The sequence below is a fragment of the Streptomyces sp. NPDC001904 genome, from assembly GCF_040297005.1.
In the GTDB taxonomy this organism is placed as follows: Bacteria; Actinomycetota; Actinomycetes; order Streptomycetales; family Streptomycetaceae; genus Streptomyces.
The window spans coordinates 51058-72375 of the sequence record NZ_JBEOYI010000019.1; the positions used below are offsets into that span (position 1 = coordinate 51058).

21 protein-coding genes and 1 tRNA gene are annotated in these 21318 nt (G+C 72.2%); 6 read left to right on the plus strand and 16 right to left on the minus strand.

Going from position 1 to position 21318, the window contains the following annotated elements; all coding sequences use genetic code 11:
* Positions 1-471, minus strand: a complete 471-nt coding sequence (locus tag ABT127_RS26755) for a GNAT family N-acetyltransferase (RefSeq protein ID WP_351454963.1) — start codon at positions 469-471, stop codon at positions 1-3.
* 150 nt (positions 472-621) lie between these two features.
* Positions 622-1554 (minus strand): aminoglycoside phosphotransferase family protein, encoded by a 933-nt coding sequence (locus ABT127_RS26760; protein ID WP_502971788.1) that lies wholly within the window; start codon positions 1552-1554, stop codon positions 622-624.
* Between ABT127_RS26760 and ABT127_RS26765 the strand changes: the two genes are divergently transcribed.
* Together ABT127_RS26765 and ABT127_RS26770 are read left to right on the plus strand one after the other, a co-directional pair.
* Positions 1549-2229 (plus strand): rhomboid-like protein, encoded by a 681-nt coding sequence (locus ABT127_RS26765; RefSeq protein ID WP_351455266.1) that lies wholly within the window; start codon positions 1549-1551, stop codon positions 2227-2229. The genes ABT127_RS26760 and ABT127_RS26765 overlap by 6 nt on opposite strands.
* Positions 2230-2276: 47 nt before the next feature.
* Complete coding sequence (locus tag ABT127_RS26770) at positions 2277-3695, plus strand: NAD(P)/FAD-dependent oxidoreductase (protein WP_351454969.1); 1419 nt, start codon at positions 2277-2279, stop codon at positions 3693-3695.
* Between the two features lie 21 nt (positions 3696-3716).
* On the opposite strand, the gene ABT127_RS26775 is transcribed toward ABT127_RS26770, so the two are convergent.
* Both ABT127_RS26775 and ABT127_RS26780 read right to left on the minus strand, forming a co-directional pair.
* Positions 3717-3998, minus strand: a complete 282-nt coding sequence (locus tag ABT127_RS26775) for a hypothetical protein (RefSeq protein ID WP_351454972.1) — start codon at positions 3996-3998, stop codon at positions 3717-3719.
* Between the two features lie 80 nt (positions 3999-4078).
* Positions 4079-4152, minus strand: a tRNA-Thr gene (locus ABT127_RS26780).
* 215 nt (positions 4153-4367) lie between these two features.
* Between ABT127_RS26780 and ABT127_RS26785 the strand changes: the two genes are divergently transcribed.
* The 3 genes from ABT127_RS26785 (at position 4368) to ABT127_RS26795 (ending at position 7001) form a co-directional block, all read left to right on the plus strand.
* Positions 4368-5504 carry an ABC transporter ATP-binding protein gene (locus ABT127_RS26785; RefSeq protein ID WP_351454975.1) on the plus strand — a complete coding sequence of 379 codons (1137 nt, stop codon included), beginning with the start codon at positions 4368-4370 and terminating at the stop codon, positions 5502-5504.
* A 218-nt stretch (positions 5505-5722) separates the two neighbouring features.
* Positions 5723-6181 (plus strand): hypothetical protein, encoded by a 459-nt coding sequence (locus ABT127_RS26790; protein WP_351454977.1) that lies wholly within the window; start codon positions 5723-5725, stop codon positions 6179-6181.
* A 64-nt stretch (positions 6182-6245) separates the two neighbouring features.
* Positions 6246-7001, plus strand: coding sequence for a nucleotidyltransferase family protein (locus ABT127_RS26795; protein ID WP_351454980.1), 756 nt, complete (start codon positions 6246-6248; stop codon positions 6999-7001).
* A gap of 76 nt (positions 7002-7077) precedes the next feature.
* Here the strand turns inward: ABT127_RS26795 and ABT127_RS26800 are convergent, their stop codons facing one another.
* From ABT127_RS26800 to ABT127_RS26845, 10 genes are all read right to left on the minus strand, one after another.
* The gene (locus ABT127_RS26800) at positions 7078-8697 is read right to left on the minus strand and encodes a DoxX family protein (protein WP_351454983.1); all 1620 of its coding nucleotides are present in this window, start codon (positions 8695-8697) and stop codon (positions 7078-7080) included.
* A gap of 164 nt (positions 8698-8861) precedes the next feature.
* On the minus strand, positions 8862-9812 hold the full coding sequence (rlmB, locus tag ABT127_RS26805; protein WP_351454986.1) for a 23S rRNA (guanosine(2251)-2'-O)-methyltransferase RlmB: 951 nt from the start codon (positions 9810-9812) through the stop codon (positions 8862-8864).
* Positions 9813-9899: 87 nt separating this feature from the next.
* Positions 9900-11303, minus strand: a complete 1404-nt coding sequence (gene cysS / locus ABT127_RS26810; protein WP_351454989.1) for a cysteine--tRNA ligase — start codon at positions 11301-11303, stop codon at positions 9900-9902.
* A gap of 150 nt (positions 11304-11453) precedes the next feature.
* The gene (locus ABT127_RS26815; protein ID WP_351454992.1) at positions 11454-11858 is read right to left on the minus strand and encodes a PPOX class F420-dependent oxidoreductase; all 405 of its coding nucleotides are present in this window, start codon (positions 11856-11858) and stop codon (positions 11454-11456) included.
* A 4-nt stretch (positions 11859-11862) separates the two neighbouring features.
* Complete coding sequence (locus ABT127_RS26820; RefSeq protein ID WP_351454995.1) at positions 11863-13722, minus strand: ABC transporter permease subunit; 1860 nt, start codon at positions 13720-13722, stop codon at positions 11863-11865.
* The gene (locus tag ABT127_RS26825; protein WP_351454998.1) at positions 13719-15182 is read right to left on the minus strand and encodes an ABC transporter substrate-binding protein; all 1464 of its coding nucleotides are present in this window, start codon (positions 15180-15182) and stop codon (positions 13719-13721) included. The genes ABT127_RS26820 and ABT127_RS26825 overlap by 4 nt, the downstream gene beginning before the upstream one ends.
* Positions 15182-15745 carry a GNAT family N-acetyltransferase gene (locus ABT127_RS26830; RefSeq protein ID WP_351455001.1) on the minus strand — a complete coding sequence of 188 codons (564 nt, stop codon included), beginning with the start codon at positions 15743-15745 and terminating at the stop codon, positions 15182-15184. The genes ABT127_RS26825 and ABT127_RS26830 overlap by 1 nt, the downstream gene beginning before the upstream one ends.
* A 119-nt stretch (positions 15746-15864) precedes the next feature.
* Positions 15865-16386: a 2-C-methyl-D-erythritol 2,4-cyclodiphosphate synthase gene (gene ispF, locus ABT127_RS26835; RefSeq protein WP_351455004.1), complete on the minus strand. Its 522-nt coding sequence runs from the start codon at positions 16384-16386 to the stop codon at positions 15865-15867.
* Positions 16376-17125: a 2-C-methyl-D-erythritol 4-phosphate cytidylyltransferase gene (gene ispD / locus ABT127_RS26840; protein ID WP_351455006.1), complete on the minus strand. Its 750-nt coding sequence runs from the start codon at positions 17123-17125 to the stop codon at positions 16376-16378. Before ispD ends, ispF begins: the two co-directional genes overlap by 11 nt.
* Before the next feature lie 264 nt (positions 17126-17389).
* Positions 17390-17872 (minus strand): CarD family transcriptional regulator, encoded by a 483-nt coding sequence (locus ABT127_RS26845; RefSeq protein ID WP_003953493.1) that lies wholly within the window; start codon positions 17870-17872, stop codon positions 17390-17392.
* A gap of 624 nt (positions 17873-18496) precedes the next feature.
* Between ABT127_RS26845 and ABT127_RS26850 the strand changes: the two genes are divergently transcribed.
* Entirely contained in the window at positions 18497-19147 is a 651-nt protein-coding gene (locus ABT127_RS26850) for a copper chaperone PCu(A)C domain-containing protein (RefSeq protein ID WP_351455009.1), read from the plus strand.
* A gap of 100 nt (positions 19148-19247) precedes the next feature.
* Here the strand turns inward: ABT127_RS26850 and phoP are convergent, their stop codons facing one another.
* Together phoP and phoR are read right to left on the minus strand one after the other, a co-directional pair.
* Positions 19248-19919: a two-component system response regulator PhoP gene (gene phoP, locus ABT127_RS26855; protein WP_467539963.1), complete on the minus strand. Its 672-nt coding sequence runs from the start codon at positions 19917-19919 to the stop codon at positions 19248-19250.
* 5 nt (positions 19920-19924) lie between these two features.
* Positions 19925-21199, minus strand: a complete 1275-nt coding sequence (gene phoR, locus ABT127_RS26860; protein ID WP_351455013.1) for a two-component system sensor histidine kinase PhoR — start codon at positions 21197-21199, stop codon at positions 19925-19927.
* Positions 21200-21318: the final 119 nt, after the last annotated feature.

Here is a 21318-nt window from a genome sequence, read left to right on the forward strand (position 1 = left end):
TCAGCCGCCGAGGGTGGCCAGCGCCTCGTCGGTCAGCCGGTACACCGTCCACTCGTCCTGCGGCCGCGCGCCGAGGGAGCGGTAGAAGTCGATCGAGGGCTGGTTCCAGTTCAGCACCGACCACTCCAGACGCTCGTAGCCGCGCTGGACGCAGATCCGCGCGAGTTCGGTGAGCAGCGCCTTGCCGTGGCCGCCGCCGCGCGCCTCCGGCCGGACGTACAGGTCCTCCAGGTAGATGCCGTGGACTCCCCGCCAGGTGGAGAAGTTCAGGAACCACAACGCGAACCCGACCACCTCGCCGTCGGCGTCCTCGGCCATGTGCGCGAAGGCCGCCGGCCGCTCCCCGAACAGTGCCTCCCGCAACTGCTCCTCACTGGCCCGCGCTTCGTCGGGCACCTTCTCGTACGCGGCGAGTTCGCGGACCATCGCGTGGATGACGGGGATGTCGTGGGGCGTGGCTGTACGGATCATCCGCGCAGATTACGCCGTTCGTCCGCGGCTCCGGCGGGGGCCGGTCGCGCGGGGAAGGCTGTGCGCAGCGCATGCCTTCAGGGGCGCGGGGAACTGCGCGAGAAGCGGCCACCGGCCCACACCCGGCAACGAACCCCCGGGAGCCCCGCCTCACCTCCCCAACAACCTCCGCGCGATCTCCAGGTCATCGGCCCCGAGCGCCCGCCCGTCCGCGACATCCCACAACGCGTTCTGCACCACCCGCCCCAGCGTCCACCCCCGAGCCCGCTCCCGATCGAGCCCCAGGGCACCCGTCATCGCCTCGAACCGCCAGACGACCTCATCGCTCTCGAACCGGTTGTCGAGCGCGGGCCACAGATCGAACCCGGGGTCACCGGCGAGCGGCTTCGGGTCGATGGCGACCCAGGGTTCACGCCCGTCGACCGTCGCGAGCACGTTCTCGAAGTGCAGGTCCCAGTGGAGCAGGCGGTCCCCGGACCCGTCGGCCACGACCTCCCGCAGCGCCGCGGCGCAATCCGCCACGACCCCCCGCTGCACGGGATCGGCGATCCGCCCGAGCGCCCCGGGCACCTCGGCGAGCATCCGCGCCGCGATGTCCGCGAGCCGCCGCATCCCGTCCGGCGCGGGCCCGGCCGTGAGCCGTGCCAGCAGCCCGGCGATGACGGTCACCGCCTCCCGGGAGTCCTCGACGACGCTCAACATCCGCCCGGCGTCGAGCCGTTCGAGCAGCATCGTGCCCGTGCCGGGATCGTGGTCGAGCAGCCGGACGGCCCCGTCCCCGCCCCACACGCGCAGCGCGACCGGCTCACCCTCCGTCTCCTCGTCGAGGACCTGGAACTTCACCACGGCCGGCAGCCCGTCGGCCCGCCGCACCACCGGCAGCACAAGGGCCGCCATCCCGTGCATCGCGGGCCCGTCCACCCGCAGCCCCCACCGCTCGGCGAACTCCTCCACCCGCCCGGGCAGGGCCGCGATGAAGGCCCGCCCGGCCTCCCCCGCGTAGGTGAACTGCGACTGCACCAATCCGTCCGGAATGTCGATCACCCGCCCGACCTTACCGACGTGCCTGAATCGACCATGCACCGTTTTCTCGGCACCGCCCGGACCGCCGTGGGGAGTTGGCTCCGCAGCGCCCCCGGCACCTACGTCTGGCTGACGATTCTGCTGGTCACCACGATCGTCATGCGCCAGATGGCGCCGGACACCCTCGACGCGTTCCTCGGCGCCCGCTCCACCAACATCCACGCCCTGTCGACCCACCCCTTCCGCGTCCTCGTCCAGAGCGCGCTGTGGATCGACGGCAGCAGCTGGCTCCCGTACGCGGTCCTCTACACGCTCTTCCACGCGCCCGCCGAACGCTGGCTGGGCACCGCCCGCTGGCTGCTCGTGCTCGGCACCGCGCACGTCGGCGCCACCTACATCAGCGAGGGCGCCCTGCTGTGGGCGATCCGGCACGGCCACGCCCCCGTATCGATGGTCAACACCCTGGACGTGGGCGTGAGTTACGCACTCGCGGGCGTCGTCGCCGTCCTCACGTACCGCTTCGCGCGGCCCTGGCGGTACGGGTACGCGGCCGGGGTCCTCGTCGTCTACGGCGCCCCGCTGATCACCGGCCGCAGCTTCACCGACCTGGGCCACTTCGCCTCGGTCCTGATCGGCCTGGCCTGCTTCCCGCTGACCCGCAACCGGCCCGGCACCGGCTGGAGCCCGTCGGCGGCCCTGCGCCGGATCCGCGCCGGATCCGGCGCCAGGACCTGAGACAGAGCCTGGGCAGCCGTCACCCGCGTGCGATAGCGTCCCGCCGCATGAGCAGCGTGAACAGCGGGAACGGCGGGCATACAGCCAACGGCGGCATATCGTTCTGGTACGCGGACGACGGCATTCCCGACGGCCGCGAGCCCCTGTCCGGCGACGCGAGCGCCGATGTCGTGATCGTCGGCGGCGGCTACACGGGCCTGTGGACGGCGTACTACCTGAAGAAGGCCGCGCCCTTCCTGCGCATCACGGTCCTGGAGCAGAAGTTCTGCGGTTACGGCGCCTCGGGCCGCAACGGCGGCTGGCTCTACAACGGGATCGCGGGCCGCGACCGCTACGCCAGGCTGCACGGCCACGAGGCGGCCGTCCGCCTCCAGCAGGCGATGAACGAGACGGTCACCGAGGTCGTCGACATCGCCCGTGCCGAGTCCATCGACGCGGACATCCACCACGGCGGTGTCCTCGAAGTCGCCTACACCCCGGCTCAGCTGGCCCGCCTGAAGGCGTTCCACGAGGCCGAGCTGACGTACGGCGAGAAGGACCGCACCCTGCACGGCGCCCGGGAGACGGCGGAGCGGATCCGGGTCGCGGGCGCGGTCGGCTCCACCTGGACCCCGCACGGCGCGCGGCTGCACCCGGTGAAGCTGGTCAAGGGCCTCGCGCGGGCCGTGGAGGCGCTCGGCGTCACCATCCACGAGTCGACGCCGGTCACCGAGATCAAGCCGAAGCACGCCATCACGCCCTACGGCACCGTCCGCGCCCCGTACGTCCTGCGCTGCACGGAGGGCTTCACGGCCTCGCTCAAGGGCCAGCGCCGCACCTGGCTGCCCATGAACTCCTCGATGATCGCCACGGAGCCGCTCTCCGCGGACCAGTGGGCGTCGATCGGCTGGGCGGGCCGCGAGACGCTCGGCGACATGGCGCACGCGTACATGTACGCGCAGCGCACCGCCGACGACCGGATCGCGCTCGGCGGCCGCGGCTACCCGTACCGCTACGGCTCGAAGACGGACAACGACGGCCGCACCCAGCCCCAGACGATCGAGGCCCTGACCGCGATCCTGCACCGCTTCTTCCCCCAGCTCGCCGGAGTCCGCGTGGACCACGCCTGGTCCGGCGTCCTCGGCGTCCCGCGCGACTGGTGCGCCACGGTCACCCTGGACCGCTCCACGGGCCTGGGCTGGGCCGGCGGCTACGTCGGCTCGGGCGTCGCCACCGCCAATCTGGCCGCCCGCACCCTGCGCGACCTGGTCCAGCAGGACTCCGGCCAGGCGGGCCCCACCGAGCTGACCACGCTGCCCTGGGTCAACCACAAGGTCCGCAAGTGGGAGCCGGAGCCCTTCCGCTGGCTGGGCGTGCACGGCATGTACGCCACGTACTACGCCGCCGACCGCCGCGAGCAGACCACCAACACCGCGGACTCCTCGCGCCTGGCGAAGATCGCGGACCGGGTGGCGGGCCGCCACTGACGCGCGCCCGCCGGACGGCCTCTAGCGGGTGGTGCACTTGGGGTACTTGGACCCCTCGACGCAGTCGGCGTAGTCGCCGCTGCTGACATCGACCTCTTCCTGGTCGCCGCCCTTCGTGCGGACCTGCAGCTCGTACTCCGTGTGGCAGCTGCGGGTCCGCTTGCCGTGCTTCTTCTTCGTCGAGCACTCACGGTCGGTGTTCTTGCTGACGACGGTGCCGCTGACGGACTTCGAACTGCTGCAGGCGGTCAGCGGCGCGGCGAGCACGACGACGGTGGCCAGGACTGCGAGAACGCGCTTCATGTGATCTCCCCCGAGACGTCCGGAAACGGGAAGACGGGCCGCGGCGGACAGCCGTGACCCGTCTCCTCCGTACGGTGACGAGCCCCCTGTCGGATTCGAACCGACGACCTTCGCTTTACAAGAGCGGCGCTCTGACCAGCTGAGCTAAGGAGGCAGCCCGAGCAGTGTAACCAAAGCCGGAGCCGTCGCCGTCGAAAATTTCGACGAATCTCACAGCCGCAGGACTACTGACAGATCCGGCGTCCGCCAGGTACGGTCCGATCAGTTCACCCGTGTGGACTACACCTCTCCGGGAGCGCCCGGCGGGGATCACCTTCTTTACAACGGATCGTCCGGCACGTTCCTGCCGGTGAAGGGGGCTTCACAGCCATGGCTTCTGTCACGTTCGACAAGGCGACCCGCGTCTACCCGGGTTCCACCAAGCCCGCGGTCGACGGTCTGGAGATCGAGATCGAGGACGGCGAGTTCCTCGTCCTCGTCGGCCCCTCCGGCTGCGGAAAGTCGACCTCCCTGCGCATGCTCGCGGGTCTCGAGGACGTCAACGGCGGAGCGATCCGCATCGGTGACCGCGACGTCACGCACCTGCCGCCGAAGGACCGGGACATCGCCATGGTGTTCCAGAACTACGCGCTCTACCCGCACATGTCCGTCGCCGACAACATGGGCTTCGCGCTCAAGATCGCCGGCGTGAACAAGGCGGAGATCCGGCAGAAGGTCGAGGAGGCCGCGAAGATCCTCGACCTCACCGACTACCTGGACCGCAAGCCGAAGGCCCTCTCCGGTGGTCAGCGCCAGCGTGTCGCGATGGGCCGCGCCATCGTGCGTGAGCCGCAGGTCTTCCTCATGGACGAGCCGCTGTCGAACCTCGACGCCAAGCTCCGTGTGTCGACCCGTACGCAGATCGCGTCGCTCCAGCGCCGCCTCGGCATCACCACCGTCTACGTCACCCACGACCAGGTCGAGGCCATGACGATGGGCGACCGTGTGGCGGTCCTCAAGGACGGTCTGCTCCAGCAGGTCGACTCCCCGCGCAACATGTACGACCGCCCGGCCAACCTCTTCGTCGCCGGCTTCATCGGCTCCCCGGCCATGAACCTGGTCGAGGTCCCGATCACCGACGGCGGCGTGAAGTTCGGCAACTCGGTCGTCCCGGTCAACCGCGACGCCCTCAAGGCCGCTTCGGACAAGGGCGACACCACGGTCACCGTCGGTGTCCGCCCCGAGCACTTCGACATCGTCGAGCACGGTGGCGAGGCCGCGAAGACCCTCACCAAGGACGCCAGCGACGCCCCGGCCGGCCTGGCCGTCTCCGTCAACGTCGTCGAGGAGCTCGGCGCCGACGGCTACGTCTACGGCACCGCCCAGGTCGGTGGCGAGACCAAGGACCTCGTCGTCCGGGTCAACGGCCGCCAGGTGCCCGAGAAGGGCGCCCAGCTGCACGTCGTGCCCCGTCCGGGCGAGACCCACGTGTTCTCGACCTCCACGGGCGAGCGCCTCACCGACTGATCCGGTCCGCCGGGCAGAAGCCGCAGAAGTCCACGGAAGGGCCCCGCACTTCGGTGCGGGGCCCTTCCGCGCGTTCGGTCACGTTGTCGACAAATACCCCGGCAACTCGGACATTTCACCACCCGGCGTCAACACCTCATCACCAAAACCAAGTTGCTTGTCCCTCGGTCGAGTGACTAAATGTCGCCAAATCATCACCTACCGCTACGCTCACTCGCGTGACGCACTCTGCTACCTACACCCAGAAGCCGCGCCGCGCCCGGGGCCGGGGCCCCGCCCGCCGCGCCGCCCGCACGCTCGCGTTCGTCCTGCCGGTGATGCTGGTGCTCTCCGGAACCCTCGCGGTCACCCGAGTCAACTGGTCGGGAAGCTCTTCGGACTCCGTCCTCACAGCTTCCTCACAAGACGTGTCAGCGCGCGCCAAGTCGCGCGCCCCCCAGGACGTCCTGCGCGACCGCCTTCTGGTCGAGCTGCAGGAGAAGGACCCGGGGACGGCACTCACCCACCTCCAGCAGGAGATCGACCAGCGGCCCTCGCTCGCCAAGTACTGCATGTCGATCGCGAAGTCCCTCGGCCGTGCCGCCGTTCAGGCCTACGGACCGGCGCGCGCCCAGTCGTACGCCCGTCCGGTCTGCGACACCTCCTTCGCCTCGGGCGTGGCCGGCTTCCGGGCCTGACGGACGGCTCACCACCGACACGTCCCCCTCACTCCGCGGGCCGTGCGCACGTAGGGTTCCGGTCATGACGACCGCTGAACCCGCCGCGCACGGCCCGCACTCGTATCCGCACCGGCCCACGCAGGCCGTCGTCCTGGCGGGCGGCCAGGGCTCGCGGCTGCGCCCGTACACCGACGACCGGCCCAAGCCGATGGTGGAGATCCCGGGCACGGGCACGCCGATCATCGGACACCAGCTGTCCTGGCTCGCCGAGGAGGGCGTCACGGACGCCGTCGTCTCCTGCGGCCACCTCGCCGAGGTCCTCGAAGAATGGCTCGCACAGGCCGAACTCCCGCTGCGGGTCACGACGGTCGTCGAGAAGGAGCCGCTCGGCCGGGGCGGCGGCCTGAAGTACGCGGCCGCGCACCTGCCCCACCCGGACCGCCCCTGGTACGCGACGAACGGCGACATCTGGACGCGGTTCTCGCTGCGCGAGATGGCCGACTTCCACCACGAGCGGGAGGCCACCGCGACCCTGGCGCTGGCCCGGCCGCGCATCCCGTGGGGCGCCGTCGAGACCAACGCGTTCGGCCACATCACCGACTTCATCGAGGCCCCGCCGTCCCCGTACCTGATCAACGCGGGCGTCTACGTCTTCTCCCCCGAGTTCGCCTCGCTGCTGCCCGCCACCGGCGACCACGAGCGCACCACGTTCCCGCGCCTGGCCCGCGCCAAGCGGCTGGCGGGCTTCCCGCTCCCGCAGGGCGCCTACTGGCGGGCGATCGACACGGCGAAGGACCTCACGGAAGCCGCGAAGGAGCTGGCCGCACAGGGCCGTTGAGCGCCGCTCCTACGCCGATGGGGCCCCGCACGATGCTCGTGCGGGGCCCCATCGGCGTAGCGGGCGGGAGAGACGGTCAGCCGAGCAGGCCGCCCACGAGCTTGCCGCCCGAGGAGTCGGAACCGCCGCCGCCACCGCCTTCGCCGCCGCCGCCGGAGGAGGACGAGCCGCCGTCCGACGTGCCGCCGCTGGACGTGCCGCCACCGTTGGTGGGCGCGCCACCGGTGCTGCTCGGCGGCTGCTGCGGGGTCGTCTGCTGGGGCGGGGCCTGGCCCGCCGTGGCGCCCTGCGTCGGGGTGCTGGTCGTCCCGCTGGCGCTGCCGCTCTCGCGGGTGGCGCCGGGCGAACCGGTCGGGCTCGACGTGGTGCCCTGCGTCGGCGCGTCGGAGGCCGACGGGCTCGACGAGCGCCGCTCCTCCTGCTTCGTGCTGCCGGGCTCCGAGGGGAGCGGCGAGCCGGGCTGCTGGTTGTGCGGGGCGTCGCCGGGGCCTGGGGCGGTGACCCGGTCGGCGTCGCGCACGGCGCCGCCGAGCAGCGAACCGATCAGCAGGGTGAGGCCGATGACGACCGTCGCGACGACCGAGCCGCGGCGCAGGACGTAGCGGCGCAGCTCCCCGAGCGTGGAGCGCGGGCCGAGCCGTCGCCAGGCGCGCGAGGCGAGATGTCCGTCGATGGAGTAGACCGGGGCGCCGGCGATGATCAGCGGCGACCATGCGGCCAGATAGATGATGTCCGGCGCGTCGTAGGCCGGGACGGTCTTCCAGCTGACGGTGACGAGGATCGCGGCGGAGAGCAGCACGCCGATGGCGGCGGCGAGCCGCTGCCAGAGTCCGAGCACGGTCAGCACGCCGACGATGACCTGGAAGAAGGCGATCGCGAGCCCGGCGCCGACCGGGTGCTGGAGCGCCCAGTCGCGCAGCGGTTCGGCGAGCTCCCACGGGTGCAGCGAATTGAGCCACTTGACCATGGAGCCGCGCTCGCCGCCGTCGAAGTAGACGGGGTCGCAGAGCTTGCCCATGCCCGCGTAGATGGAGATGAAGCCGAGGAAGACGCGGAGCGGGAGCAGCACCACGCCGAGGTTCATCCGGCGGCCGGGGTAGTAGGCGTGCCGGACGGGGCCGTAGCGGCGGGCGGCGGTGCTCTCGGTGTCGCCCTCGTCGCCGTCGTGACCGGCGTCGAACTCGCCGCCGCGGTAACCGACTTGATCGAGTTCGCCGGAGTCCTCGAAGGCGCTGCCGGACTGCCGCATCTGGGGCAGGATCCGGGCGCCGGGCTCGACGACGGGTGTTTCCTGGGTCGGATCGCCCTCGTAGAGGTCGTCGACGTCGACGCGCGGAATGACCTGCGTGGCACCGCCCGCGTCCGGCTCACCGGGGCGTCGCGCGCCCGTCAGCAGGCCGTCGGCGGCGAAGGCGCCGCCGCTCATGACGACCGGGCGTCGCCGGGCCGCGGGCGTACCGGCGGCGGTGATCACGGGAATGCGCGCGGTCGCCGCGTCGACGGCGGACAAGTGGCGGGCGATGCGCGGGAGTTGCGTCTTCTGCGCCGTGGGGAGCTGCACGCGGAAACTCGCGTGGTTGACGATGACCTGCGCCGGGTCGCACGGAACCTTCACCATGCTCAGCGCGGGAGCGTCGTCGAATCCCGACGAGCGGTCCCCCGAGGGTGTGCGGGGCGTTCTGGTGTCCACACTCATCTAACCGAGTGATGTGTGTTTAGGACACTGCCTTGACTACGCCAAAATGTCCGGGCCCCGTCAAGGTCACCAAGGGTGCGCCCCTGGGCGAGCGGAGCTCGCTCCCAGGGGCGCGGGGAACTGCGCGAGAAGAGGCCACCGGGCCGCACCCGGCGGCGAAACGGCTAAGCGCGGCGCCGGGCCGCCTCGTACAGGACGACGCCGGCGGCGACACCGGCGTTCAAGGACTCCGCGCCACCCGGCATCGGAATCCGCACGCGGAAGTCACAGGTCTCCCCGACCAGCCGCGACAGGCCCTTGCCCTCGCTGCCGACGACGATGACGACGGGCCCCTCCAGCGCCTGGAGGTCGTCCACGGTGTGCTCACCGTCGGCGGCGAGGCCCACCACGGCGAGGCCCGCCTTCTGGTACTGCTCGAGCGCACGGGTCAGATTCGTGGCGCGGGCGACCGGCGTCCGGGCGGCCGTACCCGCCGACGTCTTCCAGGCACCGGCGGTCATGCCGGCCGCACGCCGCTCGGGCACGACGACCCCGTGCCCGCCGAACGCGGAGACGGACCGCACGACGGCGCCGAGGTTGCGCGGGTCGGTGACACCGTCGAGGGCGACGATCAGCGGGTCCTGGCCCTCGTCGAACGCGGCGGCGACCAGGTCCTCCGGGTGCGCGTACTCGTAGGGCGGCACCTGGAGCACGAGGCCCTGGTGGTTCAGCCCGTTCGTCATCCGGTCCAGCTCGGGGCGCGGGGCCTCCATGAGGTGGATGCCACCGCGCTCACCGGCGAGCTGGAGCGCCTCGCGGACCCGCTCGTCGTTGTCGATGAACTGCTGGACGTAGAGCGTGCTCGCGGGCACGCCCTCGCGCAGCGCCTCGACGACCGGGTTGCGGCCGACGACCATCTCGGAGGTCGACTTGCCGCGCGGGCCGCCGGTGCGGCTGGTGGGGCGGCCCTGCGCACGCTTGGCCTGGGCCGTCGCGATGCGGTTCTTCTTGTGCTTCTTGCGCATCTCGGCGGGCGGGGTCGGGCCCTTGCCCTCGAGACCCTTGCGTCGCTGGCCGCCACTGCCGACCTGCGCGCCCTTCTTGCCGGACATGCGGCGGTTGTTGTTGGCGGCCATGACCTACCTGTTCTCTTACGGCAACGAATGTCTGTACGTATATGAAGTGTGCCGCCCCACGGGCCGGGCGGCACATTCACCGTGCGGTCAGCGCGGTCCCAGCGTCCAGCGCGGGCCCTGCGGGCTGTCCTCGATGACGAGCCCGGACTGGCCGAGCTGGTCGCGGATGGCGTCGGCGGTGGCCCAGTCCTTGCGGGCCCGGGCGGCCTCGCGCTGGTCGAGCACGAGCCGTACGAGGCTGTCGACGACGCCGTGCAGGTCCTCGGTGCCACCGTCCCCCGCGCCGGACCACCGCGGGTCCAGCGGGTCGAGGCCGAGGACGCCGAGCATGGCGCGCACCTCGGCGAGCCGGGCGACGGCGGTCTCCTTGTCGTCGGCGGCCAGCGCCGAGTTCCCCTGCCGGACGGCGGTGTGCACGATGGCCAGCGCCTGCGGCACGCCCAGGTCGTCGTCCATCGCCTCGGCGAAGGCGAGCGGCACCTCGGCGGCCGGGGCGACCGTGCCGCCGGCCAGCTCGGTGACCCGCTGCACGAAGCCCTCGATGCGCGCGAACGCGGACTCGGCCTCGCGCAGCGCCTCCTCGCTGTACTCGATGGTCGAGCGGTAGTGCGGGGTGCCCAGGTAGTACCGGAGCACGATGGGCCGCCAGTGCTTGACCATCTCGGAGACGAGGACGCTGTTGCCCAGCGACTTCGACATCTTCTCGCCGGCCATGGTGACCCAGTAGTTGTGCACCCAGTACTTCGCGAAGTCGTCGCCGAAGGCCTTGGCCTGCGCGATCTCGTTCTCGTGGTGGGGGAAGACCAGGTCGAGGCCGCCGCCGTGGATGTCGAAGGCGGGGCCCAGGTACTTGTGGGCCATCGCCGAGCACTCCAGGTGCCAGCCCGGACGGCCGCGGCCCCACGGCGTCTCCCAGCTGGGCTCGCCCGGCTTGGTCGCCTTCCACATGGCGAAGTCGCGCGGGTCGCGCTTGCCGGTGACGCCCTCCTCGGGCGGCTGGCGCAGCCCGTCCAGCTCCTGGTTGGACAGCTCCAGGTAGCCGGGGAAGGAGCGCACGTCGAAGTAGACGTTCCCGTCGGCCTCGTAGGCGTGACCGCGCTCGATGAGCCCGCGCATCATCTCGATCATCTCGGGGACGTGCCCGGTGGCCCGCGGCTCGTACGTCGGCGGCAGGCAGCCGAGCGCGTCGTAGGCGTCGTTGAACGCCCGCTCGTTCTCGTACCCGATCGACCACCACGGCCGGTTCTGCTCGGCGGCCTTCTTGATGATCTTGTCGTCGATGTCCGTCACGTTGCGGATGAACGTGACGTCGTAGCCGCGGTACGCGAACCAGCGGCGCATGATGTCGAAGTTGAGGCCCGACCTGATGTGCCCGATGTGCGGGGCCGCCTGCACGGTGGCGCCACAGAGGTAGATCGAGACGCAGCCCGGCGTGAGCGGGATGAAGTCACGGATCTGCCGGGCGCTGGTGTCGTACAGGCGAATAGTCACGCCTCCAGGGTAGTAGCCCCGAGGGAGTGCGAGCGCCCCTTCAGGAGCGCGGGGAACCGCGCGCCCGGCCCGCCACCGGCCGTCGGCCGACGGCGAACCGACGGGAGCGAGGGGACGCAGTCCCCCAAAAGAGGCGAACCCCCGCAAACCTCAGACCCGCCCGACGACCTTCCGGGCGCGGACCCGCACCACGACCCGCTCCGCGTCGTCGGCGGACGACGGGTTGAACTCCGCGTACTTCTTGCCGGTGTACTTCACCGACAGCTCGTCGATGAGTTCCTGACCGCCCTCGGTGGTGATGTCGGCGGTGCCGCGGATCTCGGCGTAGGCGTACGGGTTGTCGGCGGGCTGCACGAGGACGGTCACGCGCGGGTCGCGCCGCAGGTTCTTCTCCTTGCGGCGGCCGACGGTCGTGGAGAACAGCACGTCGTCGCCGTCGCGCTTGACCCACACCGGGGAGACCTGCGGACTCCCGTCGGGCTGGATCGTGGCGACGCCGATGAAGACCTTGCTGTCGAGCAGTGCCTTGAGCTCGTCGGAGAGCTGGGCGGACATGGCTTCACTCCTTCTCGTATGACTGCGAACGCGTACCCGATCCTGCGGCAACACACCGGGCGGAGCCGGTATTTCGGCCGGCCCTTTCACGGGGTGTCCGCCGTGGGGCTTCCGTGCGTCGCCGGGTGCCGCCGCGTCGTGGTTGCCCGCGCAGTTCCCCGCGCCCCTTCGCGGCGCCCGAGGTCAGCGCCACCACCGCGCCCACGCAGGCCAGGGCCGCCGCCGGGGCCAGGACCGCCCAGGGGGCCCGCTCCGCGTAGGGGAGGTTCTCCATCAGGAGGCGGCCCCACTCGGGGGTGGGGGGCTGGGTGCCGAGGCCGAGGAAGCTGAGGGAGGCCAGGGCGAGGGTGGTGGGGGCCAGCCGCAGGGCCGCGTGGCGGGTGACGGGGCCGAGGACGCCGGGCAGCACGTGGCGGCGCAGCACGTGGCGGCGTCCGGCGCCCTGGGCGAGGGCGGCCTCGACGTGCCCGGAGGCCCGTTCCGTCTCGGCCAGGGCCGCGGTGTGCGCGGCCAGCGGGGCCCAGCCGACGGCGGCGACGGCGACGGCCGCGCCGGCCTGCCCGGCCCCGAACAGGCCGGTGACCAGGAGCCCGGCGAGGATCGCGGGCAGCGCGTTGGCGACCTCGGCCGGACCCTTGGCCCAGCGGGTGAGGCCGAGCGCGACACCGACGACGTAGGCGGCGGCGCACACGGCGGCGGCCGTGGCCAGGGTGCGCAGCGCCCCGTGCCCGAGCCGGGCCAGCACGTCGCGGCCGAGCGCGTCGGTGCCGAAGGGGTGGGCGCCCGACGGAGGGGCGAGGCGGGCGGTCAGCTCGACCTGGAGGGGGTCGCGGGTCAGGCCCCACACGATCACGGCGAGCAGGACGGCACCGAGGACGAGCGCGGCGTACCCGGCCGGCCGGCGGCCCGCGCGCACCGGGACGGCGCCGGGCAGCGCGCCCGCGCGCAGGGCGGGGCCGAGCAGCCGGCGCCGGACGAGTTCGACGGCGACGGCCGCGACGACGCCGAGCGCGAGCAGCACCAGCAGGCAGCCCTGGAGCAGTGGCAGATCGAGGTCGAGCGCGGCGGCGACGGCGGTGCCGCCGAGGCCGGGAATGGCGAACACGGCCTCGATGGCGGCCGCCGCCCCGGTGAGACCGACCACGGTGAGCCCCGCCTGCGGCAGCACGGCGGGCAGCGCGCGGCGCACGGCGTGCCCGGCGATGCGCGAGCGCGGCATGCCGTTCGCGCGGGCGGTGCGCACCCAGGGCTCGGCGAACGCGGTGGGCAGCGCGTCCTGCCCGAGCCGCCCGAGGACCGCGCCCGCGGGCAGCCCGAGGGCGAGGGCGGGCAGCACGGCGGAGGCGGGCGAGGCCCAGCCCTGCGCCGGGAACCAGCCGAGCCGGACGGCGAACAGCGTCGCGAGGACGGAGGCGAGCAGGAACTCGGGGAGGGCGGCGAGCACCCCGGCGACCACCCCGTTCGGCGCCTCGGCCCGGCCGCGGCGCAGGACCGGCAGGCACACCGCCGCCGCGACGAGGACGGCGACGGCCATCGCGTACGCCATCAGCGACACGGACACCCGGAACCCGGCGGCGACGTCCGCGCCGACGTCGGCGCCCGTCACCCAGGAGGTGCCGAGGTCCCCGTGCGCGAGGCCGCGCAGCCACTGCCCGAGGAAGGTGAACGGGCCCTCGCCGAGGCCGAGCTGGTCGCGCACCTCGGCGAGCTGCTTCGGTGTCGTGGGCGCGTCCCCGTACCGCGCGTGCAGCACGGTCAGGGCCGGGTCGGTGCGGGTGAGCCAGGGCAGCAGGGCGGTGAGCGCGAGCAGCCCGCCCACGGCGGCCACCCGGCCCGCGCCCACCTTGAGGCTCGTCAGGTTCACGCGCGTGTCTCCAGGCCGATGAACTGCCGCTCGTAGGGGTCGAGGACGACACCGCGCACCCCGGCGCCGACGCCCTGGAGGTGCTCCTCGTGGACGATCGGCACGACGGCGTCGGTGCGCAGCACGGCGGCCTCGGCGACGAGCACGGCACGGTGCCGCGCCGCGCCCGCACGTCCCGCCGCGTCGCGCACGGCGTCGTCCACGCGGGCGTCGCGCAGCTGCGAGATGTTGAAGCTGCCGCCGCTGGTGAAGTCGGAGGCGAGGTACGAGACCGGGTCGCCGGTGTCGAGCGCGGTCGAGCGGGACATCAGGAACGCGTCGTAGTCGCCGCTCAGCGCCCCGGCCTCCAGGCGCGCGTAGTCCTTGACGACGAGGCGCACCCCGAACCCGGCCCGCTTCAGCTGCTGCCCGAGCGCGGCGGCGGCCTCCGGCAGCTCGGCCCGGTTGGTGTACGTGGCGAGGGTGAGCGTGCGGCCGCGCGGCGCGGTGGCCGCCGCCCGGCCGGTGACGGGCCGTTGCTTGCCGTCGGCCCAGGCGAACCCGGGTCCGAGCAGCCCGGCGGCGCGCTCGGCGTATCCCTCGTAGACGCTGCCCGCCAGGGCGCTGGTGTCGACGCCCGCGCGCACGGCGGCGCGCAGCCCGGGGTCGGCGAGCGGTCCCTTGCGGGTGTTGAGGTACAGGGTGGTGGTGCGCACGGTGGCGACGCGCCGGGCCCGGTCGCCGAGCACCAGGGCCTGGGCGGCGGGCACGAACTCGGCGACCTCGATCTGGCCCGAACGCAGCGCGTTGGCGCGGGCGTTGTTGTCGGCGACGAAGGTGACGTCGAGGCCGCGCGCGGCGGCCCGGCCGCGCCAGTGCCCGTCGAACCGGTCGAGCGTCGCGGACACCGCCCCGTTCACCTTCGTCAGGGCGAACGGGCCGGTGGCGGTCCCGACCGGGTCCACGCTCCCGCCCGTCCGGTACGCGGCGGGCGAGAAGACGGCGAGGGAGGGGTTGGCGAGGCGCGCGGGCAGCAGCGGATCGGCGTCCCCGGTCGTGATCCGCACGGTCCGCTCCCCCACCGCCTCGGCGGTCAGCCGCACGTCGCTCAGCACGCGCGGGGTCACCTTCGCCCGTCCGGCCCGCGTCAGGGAGCGCACGACAGCGGCGGCGGTGACGTCCCGGCCGTCCTGGAAGCGCGCGGCGCGCAGGGTGAACTCCCAGGTGGTGGCGGTGGTACGGGTCCAGCGCGCGGCCAGCGCGGGATGGATCACGCCGTCGGCGTCCATCCGGGTGAGCCCGTCGACGACCGCGAGGCGGCTCAGCAGCAGCCCGTCGTCGCCGTACGGGGACAGGCCCTGGGTGGGTGCGAAGGCGAGGTCGACGCCGAGCCGGCCGCCGCGCGCGGTGCCGGTGAACGACCCGCAGGCGCTGGTGAGACCGAGCCCGGCCGCCGCGAGCAGAAAGCCACGGCGGCGCATCAGCCGACGGGGACGGGCGCGGGCACGGCGGCGGGCAGCGGCAGTTCGAAGTGGACGATGCCCTGTCCGCCGCCGGGCAGCTCGCGCTCGTCGCAGACCTCGCTCGCGAGCGTCCGCCAGAACGGCTCGGCGCCGGTCACGGCCGGGTCGGTGTGCAGGTAGATCGCGTCGTAGCCGCCGACGCCCGCGACGAAGGCGGTCAGCTCCCGCACGAGGGCGCGGGCGAGGCCGTGCCGCCGGTGCCCGGGGCGTACGTAGATGCGGCACAGCTGCGCGGTGGAGCCGGACGGGAAGCGGTCCGCGACCCACTGCGGGTTGGGCGGGGCGGCCGGGCCGCGGTCCCGCACCCCGCCCGTGGCGACGATCTCGCCGCTGGGCACGTGCTCGGCGACCAGCAGGGTGCGGCGCTCGGGGCGCAGGTAGTGGCCGGCCGGATCGATGATGTCGGCGTGCCAGCGCGGCACGTAACCGGACTTCAGGTCGCGGTACACCGTGTCCAGCATGACGGCACGGGCTCCGTCCACATCGCCGTCACCGGCCACGCGGATCACGTAGTCGCCCATTGCCTGCCTTCACCCAGTCCGAGCCCTGATCAGCCTGAATCGATCAGGCTGATCAACCTGCCCTGACATGCTAACTGCAAGTGATGCGCAATAAGGGTGTGGGGCAGTCGCTCCGCAGGTCAGACGGTTCCGGTCCGCGCCACCAGCGCCGTCGCCACCGCCATCAGGCCCTCGTCCCGCCCGGGGAAGCCGAGCCCGTCGGTGGTGGCGCCCGAGACGGAGACCGGCGCCCCGGCGGCCTCGGACAGCACCTTCTGGGCCTCGTCGCGCCGCTTGCCGATCTTCGGCCGGGGGCCGACGACCTGCACGGCGACATTGCCGATGACGAAACCGGCGTCCCGCACGATCCGGGCCGCCTCCGCGAGCAGCGTGAGCCCGCTCGCCCCCGCCCACTCGGGCCGCCCGGTCCCGAAGTGCTGACCCAGGTCACCGAGCCCGGCGGCCGAGAACAGCGCGTTGCAGGCGGCGTGCGCGACCACGTCGGCGTCGGAGTGCCCGGCGAGCCCGGGGCCCTGGTAGTCCGGGGCCTCCCACTTCAGCCCGGCGCACCACATCTCCCGCCCCTCCTCGAAGGCGTGGATGTCGGTCCCGATGCCGACCTGCGGCAGCGCGTACGGGAAGGGCTGCTGCTCAGAACCCATCGTTGGCCCTCCTGCGGGCGAGCACGGCCTCGGCGAGCACGAGGTCCAGCGGACGGGTCACCTTGAACGCCTCCTCGTGCCCGGGCACGAGGACGACCTGGAGCCCCAGCTGCTCCACCATGCTGGCGTCGTCGGTCACGTCCTCGGTGACGGTCTCGTGCGCCCGGCGGAGCGTGTCGTGGTCGAAGCCCTGCGGGGTCTGCACCGCGCGCAGCCTGGCCCGCGACGGGGTGGCGACGACCGGCTCGGGGCTGCCGTCGGTGGTCGGCACGACCTCCTTGACGGTGTCCGCGAGCGGCAGCGCGGGCACGACGGCCGGCTGGCCGTCGCGGACGGCCTCGATGACCGCGTCGACGGTGTCCACCGGCACCAGCGGCCGGGCCGCGTCGTGCACGAGGACGATGTCGATGCCGTCCGGCAGGGCGTCGAGGCCCCGCTTCACGGACTCCTGGCGGGACGCGCCGCCGGGCACGACGACGAAGTCGGTCCACTCGGGCAGCGCGTGGTCGGCGAGCAGGCTCTTGACCTCGGCCGCGCCGTCGGGCGGTGCGACGACCACGACGAGGGAGACGGACCGGGACGCCGCCATGGCACGGACGGCGTGGATCAGCATCGGGGTGCCGTTCAGCGCGCGGAGCGCCTTGGGGGTGCCCGGGCCGAGGCGTACACCCCGGCCGGCGGCCGGAATCACGGCCGCGGTGCGTGCGCGGGCGACAACGGGACGCGTTTCGTCAGACATCGGTTCCGTTCAGGTTTGTACGCTCGGGGGTGGTGGGTATGGCCACATCGTGCCGGGCGCGACGCCTTGACCGGACCCTTCCGTGACACCGGTCGAGTCGACTGCCCGGGCCCGGCACGCCAGGGGACGGCACATCGGCAGGCATCGACGCACATGTCGGGCGAAGCGAGCGGATACGAGCATGCCGCAGCGCCCGGCGACACCATCAGGGTCAGCGGGCACCACGGCATTTTTTCCTACGCGCTTATCCCGCGCAGCAGCGCGTCAGGACGCGAGAACCTCGTCGAGCAGGGCCTCGGCCTTGTCCTCGTTCGTGTTCTCCGCGAGAGCGAGCTCGCTCACCAGGATCTGGCGAGCCTTGGCGAGCATGCGCTTCTCGCCCGCGGACAGTCCGCGCTCACGCTCACGACGCCACAGGTCACGCACAACCTCCGCGACCTTGATGACATCGCCGGAGGCGAGCTTCTCCAGGTTTGCCTTGTAGCGGCGCGACCAGTTCGTGGGCTCCTCGGCGTACGGCGCGCGCAGTACCTCGAAGACCCGGTCGAGCCCGTCCTGACCGACCACATCCCGCACGCCGACGAACTCCGCATTGTCCGCTGGCACACGTACCGTCAAGTCGCCCTGGGCGACCTTCAGCACCAAGTAGGTCTTGTCCACGCCTTTGATCTGGCGAGTTTCGATAGCCTCGATCAGCGCGGCCCCGTGATGGGGATAGACCACGGTGTCGCCAACCTTGAACGTCATGTGACAGGTACCCCTTCCGTGGCTATCCAGGGTAACACGGAAACTGCGGGTTCTGAATGGCGTTTTCGCAGGTCAGGGCATATCTCGGGGCTTGACAACAACAACAGGAACGTGCTGCGAAGGGGTCCGCGGACGGAAGGGGAGCGGGGTATTCGCAGGTCGGAGCAGCTCTCCGGCGAGGGAGAATCACGAACGTTACAGGCACCTGAACAGACACCCAAAGGGTCGAACGTCCCGTTTTGTGAGGTTCGGAGCGGACGACTTCCGCTACTCCGTTCGGGCGCACCGCCCCCCGTTCGAGCCGAATCCGGAATTGATCACTGCGTTTCCCGGGCCCGGGTGATCGTTTTTCCGGACCCCCATGCATTCCTTACCGGAAATCCGCAGCCGCCGCCGGACAGCGGCCTATGGGAATGACGAAGAAGGTGCCAATGGTGACGGTGAGGAACACGGGATGTCCGGTGCGTACGGGGTGCCTGGTGAGGAGCGGTGACCCGCTAGGGGCGGGTCGGGTGCGATGGCGTGAGAACGGCTCGGTAATCTAAGGCCGCTGACAGACCCTTAGGACGGCTTTACACCCCGTGAGCCGTCTGCCCCGCCCACGTTCAAGGAGTAGCCGCCGCCGTGAGCAGCAGCCTTCGACGCGGCGCCCTCGCCGCCGCCGCCATCGCGTTCTCGATCGCCTCGCTCGCCGCGTGCGGAGCCGGCCACAACGCGCAGACGCTCGAGGTGAAGCCCGACAACGCCGCGACCTCGGTGGGTGACATCAAGGTGCAGAACGCCACCGTGATCACCCAGCCGGACCGCACCTCCAAGGGCCCGGCCGTCGTCACCGCCACCCTCTTCAACAACGGCAGGACCGACCAGAAGCTCGACGGCATCACCGTCGACGGGGTCGGCAAGACCGCGACCCTGACCGACGCCAAGGGCGGCTCGACCATCACGGTCCCGGCCGGCGGCTCGGTCGTCCTCGGCGGCAAGGGCAACGCCACCGCCGAGCTGCCCAACAGCCGCACCGCGGTCCTGGACGGGAACGCCCAGCCGATCACCTTCTCCTTCAGCAAGACCGGTGAAGTGAAGCTGAAGGCGTTCGTGGTGCCGGCCGAGAGCTACTTCGAGAAGTGGGGCCCGTCCGAGGCGCCGCAGACGCCGGACGCCTCGGCGTCGGCCTCGGCCTCGCAGTCCGCGGGCTCGCCGTCGTCGCCGTCGTCCTCGTCGGCGTCCTCCTCCGCGTCGTCGTCCGCGACGGCCACCGAGTCCGCCGCGGGCCGCTGAGCCGCGTACGACCTGCCGCAACGCCCCGGGGGCGGATCCCAGCTGGGATCCGCCCCCGGGGCGTTGCGCACTCTCGGTGCTCTCGCGGTGCTCTCGCGGCCTACGGCTCGAACTTGTAGCCGAGGCCGCGGACCGTGACCAGGTAGCGCGGGGCGCCCGGGTCCGGCTCGATCTTGGCGCGCAGGCGCTTCACGTGGACGTCGAGGGTCTTGGTGTCGCCCACGTAGTCGGCGCCCCAGACCCGGTCGATGAGCTGCATGCGGGTGAGGACGCGGCCCGCGTTGCGCAGCAGCATCTCCAGCAGGTCGAACTCCTTGAGCGGGAGGTCGACCTTGGAGCCGGAGACGGTCACCACGTGCCGGTCGACGTCCATCCGCACCGGACCCGCCTCCAGGGCCTGCGGAGCGACCTCCTCGGGCTCGCCGCGGCGGCGCAGGACGGCCCGGATGCGGGCGACGAGCTCGCGCGAGGAGAAGGGCTTGGTGACGTAGTCGTCCGCTCCTATTTCGAGCCCGACGACCTTGTCGATCTCGCTGTCCTTGGCGGTCACCATGATCACCGGGACGTTGGAACGGCCGCGCAGCTGACGGCAGACCTCGGTGCCGGGCAGGCCCGGCAGCATCAGGTCGAGCAGGACGAGGTCGGCGCCGTTGCGCTCGAACTCGTCGAGTCCGTCGGGCCCGGTGGCCGCGATGGCGACCTCGAAGCCCTCCTTGCGGAGCATGTAGGACAGGGCGTCGGAGAAGGACTCCTCGTCCTCTACGACGAGCACTCGGGTCACGGAAGGACCTCCGGGGCGGCGGGGATGGATTCGTATGCAGTGGTGCGGTCGGGCCCGTCTGCGTCGTCTTCGTCGCGTACGTCTCCGGGGCCGTCGGGGAGAGAGTGGGTGGAGCCGCGGGTCGATGCCGCTTCCGGCAGCCGCAGCGTGAAGGTGGAGCCCTGGCCTTCCGAGCTCCAGACGGTGACCTCTCCGCCGTGGGAGGCGGCCACGTGCTTGACGATGGCGAGGCCGAGGCCCGTACCGCCCGTCGCGCGGGAGCGGGCCGGGTCGACCCGGTAGAAGCGCTCGAAGATGCGCTCCTTGTCCTTGTCGGAGATACCGATGCCCTGGTCGGTGACGGCTATCTCGATCAGGTCGCCGCCGGGCGCGGTCACCCGGCGGGCGGCTATGCCGACGCGGGTGCGGGCGGGCGAGTAGTTGACCGCGTTCTCCACCAGGTTGCCGAGGGCGGCGGCGAGCTGCCCGCGGTTGCCCCAGACGCGGACGTCGGCGGTGCCGCCGGCGGCCATGGTGATCTGCTTGGTGGCGGCCGGCTGGCGGCAGCGGTCGATGGCCTCGGCGACCAGCTCGTCGACGCGGACCGGCTCGGCGTCCTCCAGCGGGTCGTCGTTCTGCACCCGGGAGAGGTCGATGAGCTCCTGGACCAGGTTGGTCAGGCGGGTCGCCTCGATCTGCATCCGGCCCGCGAAGCGCTCGACGGCCTCGGGGTCGTCGGAGGCGTCCATGACAGCCTCGGAGAGCAGGGAGAGGGCGCCGACGGGGGTCTTCAGCTCATGGCTCACGTTCGCGACGAAGTCGCGGCGGACCGCCTCGATGCGGCGGGCCTCGGTCAGGTCCTCGACGAGGAGGAGCACCAGGCGGGAGCCGAGCGGGGCCACCCGCGCGGAGACGGCGAGGGCTTCGCCGCGGCCGGTGCCCCGGCGCGGCAGGTCCAGCTCGACCTGCCGTATCTCGCCGTCGCGCCGGGTGTCCCTGGCCATCTGCAGCATCGGCTCGACGGCGAGCTTCCCGCCGCGTACGAGACCGAGCGCGTACGCCGCCGAGCTGGCCTTGACCACGCTGTCCGCCTCGTCGAGGACGACGGCGGACGAGCGCAGCACGGACAGGACCGTGTCCACGCCGGGCGGCAGGGCGGGGTCTGTGTGCAGAGAAGTGCGGGTGGGGCGCTTCTGGTCGCGTTCGCTCCAGCGGAACGCCAGCGTCGCGATCGCACCGGTGCACACTCCGGCGATCGCTGAGGCTGCGGCGACCGCCGCGTTCACGTCCATGTCCCCAGGTTATGCGGGTCGGGCAAGTCCTCCACAGCCGTCCGGGTGGACGCTCGAACACTCGTCGCCCAGAGTTCACCTTCAGTACGGGGGTGATTCATTTCAGGTGCCGGATCCGG